The 5,308-nt window shown below is 52.4% G+C and carries 1 tRNA gene and 3 rRNA genes; all 4 read left to right on the forward strand.

From position 1 onward, the window contains the following. Positions 1 to 229 precede the first annotated feature (229 nt). The 4 genes from NIES1031_RS23020 (at position 230) to rrf (ending at position 5,291) form a co-directional block, all read left to right on the forward strand. A 16S ribosomal RNA gene (locus NIES1031_RS23020) occupies positions 230 to 1,720 on the forward strand. Positions 1,721 to 1,845: 125 nt separating this feature from the next. Continuing rightward, positions 1,846 to 1,919: transfer RNA gene (locus NIES1031_RS23025), tRNA-Ile, on the forward strand. Between the two features lie 285 nt (positions 1,920 to 2,204). After that, positions 2,205 to 5,089, forward strand: a 23S ribosomal RNA gene (locus NIES1031_RS23030). Positions 5,090 to 5,173: 84 nt separating this feature from the next. Next, positions 5,174 to 5,291, forward strand: a 5S ribosomal RNA gene (gene rrf, locus NIES1031_RS23035). Together the 16S, 23S and 5S rRNA genes with 1 tRNA gene alongside form the textbook arrangement of a ribosomal RNA operon. Positions 5,292 to 5,308: the final 17 nt, after the last annotated feature.

Below are 5,308 nucleotides of genomic sequence, written 5' to 3' on the forward strand. Positions count from 1 at the left end.
TTTCCCAATTGACTTGACAATTCAGATTGGGGTTAGATATATTAGTAAAGCGCCGGTGAGGGAGGCGAGCGAAACGACCTTGCCAAGCCGAGCGACTGAACCAAGAAAAGAATATAGTTTGAAAGCCAAAAGAAGCACATCAAGTCTTCGTCAAAACAACTCTTAAATGGATAGATAAGAGTCCGGATTGTGAACAGAAGTAGCAGTCAAGGACGAAAGCTCTGTTAATAAAACGGAGAGTTTGATCCTGGCTCAGGATGAACGCTGGCGGTATGCTTAACACATGCAAGTCGAACGGTGTCTTCGGACATAGTGGCGGACGGGTGAGTAACGCGTGAGAATCTGGCTTAAGGACGGGGACAACCACTGGAAACGGTGGCTAAGACCCGATATGCCGAGAGGTGAAAGTATTTATAGCCTTAAGGGGAGCTCGCGTCTGATTAGCTAGTTGGTAGGGTAAGAGCTTACCAAGGCGACGATCAGTAGCTGGTCTGAGAGGATGATCAGCCACACTGGGACTGAGACACGGCCCAGACTCCTACGGGAGGCAGCAGTGGGGAATTTTCCGCAATGGGCGAAAGCCTGACGGAGCAATACCGCGTGGGGGAGGAAGGCTCTTGGGTTGTAAACTCCTTTTCTCAGGGAAGAAAAAAATGACGGTACCTGAGGAATCAGCATCGGCTAACTCCGTGCCAGCAGCCGCGGTAATACGGAGGATGCAAGCGTTATCCGGAATCATTGGGCGTAAAGCGTCCGCAGGTGGCACTTCAAGTCTGCTGTCAAAGGTCGGGGCTTAACTCCGAACAGGCAGTGGAAACTGAAGCGCTCGAGTGCGGTAGGGGCAGAGGGAATTCCTGGTGTAGCGGTGAAATGCGTAGAGATCAGGAAGAACACCGGTGGCGAAAGCGCTCTGCTAGGCCGCAACTGACACTCAGGGACGAAAGCTAGGGGAGCGAATGGGATTAGATACCCCAGTAGTCCTAGCTGTAAACGATGGATACTAGGCGTTGCTTGTATCGACCCAAGCAGTGCCGTAGCTAACGCGTTAAGTATCCCGCCTGGGGAGTACGCACGCAAGTGTGAAACTCAAAGGAATTGACGGGGGCCCGCACAAGCGGTGGAGTATGTGGTTTAATTCGATGCAACGCGAAGAACCTTACCAGGGTTTGACATGTCCGGAACCCCGCTGAAAGGTGGGGGTGCCTTAGGGAACCGGAACACAGGTGGTGCATGGCTGTCGTCAGCTCGTGTCGTGAGATGTTGGGTTAAGTCCCGCAACGAGCGCAACCCTCGTTTTTAGTTGCCAGCATTAAGTTGGGCACTCTAGAAAGACTGCCGGTGACAAACCGGAGGAAGGTGGGGATGACGTCAAGTCAGCATGCCCCTTACGCTCTGGGCTACACACGTACTACAATGCTATGGACAAAGGGCAGCAAGTTAGCGATGACAAGCAAATCCCATAAACCATGGCTCAGTTCAGATCGCAGGCTGCAACTCGCCTGCGTGAAGGCGGAATCGCTAGTAATCGCCGGTCAGCCATACGGCGGTGAATACGTTCCCGGGCCTTGTACACACCGCCCGTCACACCATGGAAGCTGGCCACGCCCGAAGTCGTTACCCTAACCGCTTGCGGAGGGGGACGCCGAAGGCAGGGCTGGTGACTGGGGTGAAGTCGTAACAAGGTAGCCGTACCGGAAGGTGTGGCTGGATCACCTCCTTTTTAGGGAGACCTACCCAACGCTGATAGTTGTAGAACAAATCAGTGTCAGGTCAACCTAGGTCGGTCGAAGTTAGATGTGTGGCTTTCAAACTAGAATTCGGTTCAAGTCAGGCTAAACCGAGTAAGGGCTATTAGCTCAGGTGGTTAGAGCGCACCCCTGATAAGGGTGAGGTCCCTGGTTCGAGTCCAGGATGGCCCACCTTAAGTCAAGAAGCGCCAAAGTTATTAGTTCTCGTTAAGAAGTCAAGTGAGGTTTAAGAAAGCCAAAGACCTTGACGACCTTAGGTAGAGATGATAAACTAGAAAAGTTGAGAAAAATTCAGCAATCGGCATAAAAACCGAACTGCTGGAAAATCTCCAGCCAGAACCTTGAAAACTGCATAATCATGCCAAAAATAATTGCAGGTAGAATGTAATGGCTCGCTAGATGAGCCAAAGTTACAGAACCTATCAAGCCAAAAAGACAACCATTAATAAATCAAGTGGTCAAGCTAAATAGGGCTGATGGTGGATACCTAGGCACACAGAGGCGAAGAAGGACGTGGTAACCGACGAAACGCTCCGGGGAGTTGGAAGCAAGCAGAGATCCGGAGATGTCCGAATGGGGCAACCCTATGTACTACCGACTGAATTCATAGGTCGGCAAGAGCCAACCCAGCGAACTGAAACATCTTAGTAGCTGGAGGAAGAGAAAGAAAACTCGATTCCCTAAGTAGTGGTGAGCGAACGGGGAATAGCCTAAACCAGAAGATTTATCTTCTGGGGTAGTGGGACAGCGATATGGAATCTGAGCGTTAGACGAAGCAGTCGAATACTGTACCAGAGAAGGTGAAAGTCCTGTAGTCGAAAAGGCAACGATACTAGTTGAATCCCGAGTAGCACGGGGCACGAGAAATCCCGTGTGAATCAGCGAGGACCACCTCGTAAGGCTAAATACTACTGTGTGACCGATAGTGAAACAGTACCGCGAGGGAAAGGTGAAAAGAACCCCGGGAGGGGAGTGAAATAGAACATGAAACCGTCAGCCTGCAAGCAGTGGAAGGACGATTCAACGTCTGACCGCGTGCCTGTTGAAGAATGAGCCGGCGAGTTATAACGTGTGGCAGGTTAAGGTGCATAGCCGTAGCCAAAGCGAAAGCGAGTCTGAATAGGGCGTATGAATTGTCACTTGTTATAGACCCGAACCCGGGTGATCTAACCATGTCCAGGATGAAGCTTGGGTAACACCAAGTGGAGGTCCGCACCGACCGATGTTGAAAAATCGGCGGATGAGGTGTGGTTAGGGGTGAAATGCCAATCGAACCCGGAGCTAGCTGGTTCTCCCCGAAATGTGTTGAGGCGCAGCGGCTGTGATTGAAAGTCTGGGGGTAAAGCACTGTTTCGGTGCGGGCTGCGAGAGCGGTACCAAATCGAGACAAACTCTGAATACCAGGCTCCAAGCAGCTAGTGAGACGGTGGGGGATAAGCTTCATCGTCAAGAGGGAAACAGCCCAGACCACCAGCTAAGGTCCCCAAATTGTCACTAAGTGATAAAGGAGGTGGGAGTGCAAAGACAACCAGGAGGTTTGCCTAGAAGCAGCCATCCTTGAAAGAGTGCGTAATAGCTCACTGGTCAAGCGCTCCTGCGCCGAAAATGAACGGGGCTAAGTGACATACCGAAGCTGTGGGATATGTAAATATCGGTAGGGGAGCGTTCCGCGATAGGGTGAAGCACTAGCGGCAAGCAGGTGTGGACGAAGCGGAAGTGAGAATGTCGGCTTGAGTAGCGAAAACATTGGTGAGAATCCAATGCCCCGAAACCCTAAGGGTTCCTCCGGCAGGTTCGTCCACGGAGGGTTAGTCAGGACCTAAGGCGAGGCCAAACGGCGTAGTCGATGGACAACGGGTGAACAATCCCGTACTGACAATAAGTAGTGCAGAGGGACACAGAAGGCAAAGCCAGCCGGATGTTGGTTACCGGTTCAACCACTCAAGGTGATGAGAAGCGGCGAAAACGCTTTGAGCCAAGATGGGAGCACGAGGTGCTACGGCACCGAAGTGGTGTAGTCAAGCTGTCAAGAAAAGCTCGGTGGCACGTTAACTTATTGTTACCTGTACCCGAAACCGACACAGGTAGGGAGGTTGAGAATACCAAGGGGCGCGAGATAACTCTCTCTAAGGAACTCGGCAAAATGGCCCCGTAACTTCGGAAGAAGGGGTGCCTACGCAAGTAGGTCGCAGTGAAGAGATCCAGGCGACTGTTTACCAAAAACACAGGTCTCCGCAAAGTCGAATGACGACGTATGGGGGCTGACGCCTGCCCAGTGCCGGAAGGTTAAGGAAGTTGGTCAGGGAGTCATCCTGAAGCTGACGACCGAAGCCCCGGTGAACGGCGGCCGTAACTATAACGGTCCTAAGGTAGCGAAATTCCTTGTCGGGTAAGTTCCGACCCGCACGAAAGGCGTAACGATCTGGATGGTGTCTCAGAGAGAGACTCGGCGAAATAGGAATGTCTGTGAAGATACGGACTACCTGCACCTGGACAGAAAGACCCTATGAAGCTTTACTGTAGCCTGGAATTGGGTTCGGGCTTTGCTTGCGCAGGATAGGTGGGAGGCGTTGAACTACTCCTTGTGGGGGGTAGGGAGCCAACGGTGAGATACCACTCTGGCGAAGCTAGAATTCTAACCTGTAGCCGTCGACCGGCACGGGAACAGTTTCAGGTGGGCAGTTTGACTGGGGCGGTCGCCTCCTAAAAAGTAACGGAGGCGCGCAAAGGTTCCCTCAGCACGGTTGGAAATCGTGCGGCGAGTGTAAAGGCAAAAAGGGAGCTTGACTGCAAGAGCAACAACTCAAGCAGGGACGAAAGTCGGCCTTAGTGATCCGACGGCACTGTGTGGAAGGGCCGTCGCTCAACGGATAAAAGTTACTCTAGGGATAACAGGCTGATCTCCGCCAAGAGTTCACATCGACGCGGAGGTTTGGCACCTCGATGTCGGCTCATCGCAACCTGGGGCGGAAGTACGTCCCAAGGGTTGGGCTGTTCGCCCATTAAAGCGGTACGTGAGCTGGGTTCAGAACGTCGTGAGACAGTTCGGTCCATATCCGGTGCAGGCGCAAGAGCATTGAGAGGAGTCCTCCTTAGTACGAGAGGACCGGGAGGAACGCACCGCTGGTGTACCAGTTATCGTGCCAACGGTAAACGCTGGGTAGCCAAGTGCGGCGTGGATAACCGCTGAAAGCATCTAAGTGGGAAGCCCACCTCAAGATGAGTGCTCTCACTACAAGAAGTAGGTAAGGTCACAGGAAGAACACCTGTTCATAGGCGCTAGGTGGAAGAGCAGTAATGTTTGTAGCCGAGGCGTGCTAATAGACCGAGGGCTTGACCTCACAAGTATTGGTGGAGTGTCAAAAGTGGAAAGCAGTTAGGGGCATGATTTTGCAGTCTTCAGGAGTTGCTGCTCCAACAGTTTTCCTGGTGCGGTTAGCGCAGTGGAACCACACTGATTCCATCCCGAACTCAGAGGTGAAACGCTGCAGCGGCGACGATACTTTGGGGGTAGCCCTGCGGTACAATAGCTCCGTGCCAGGTTCATCTAAATTCCTTCT

The organism is Chroogloeocystis siderophila 5.2 s.c.1, from assembly GCF_001904655.1.
GTDB lineage: Bacteria > Cyanobacteriota > Cyanobacteriia > Cyanobacteriales > Chroococcidiopsidaceae > Chroogloeocystis > Chroogloeocystis siderophila.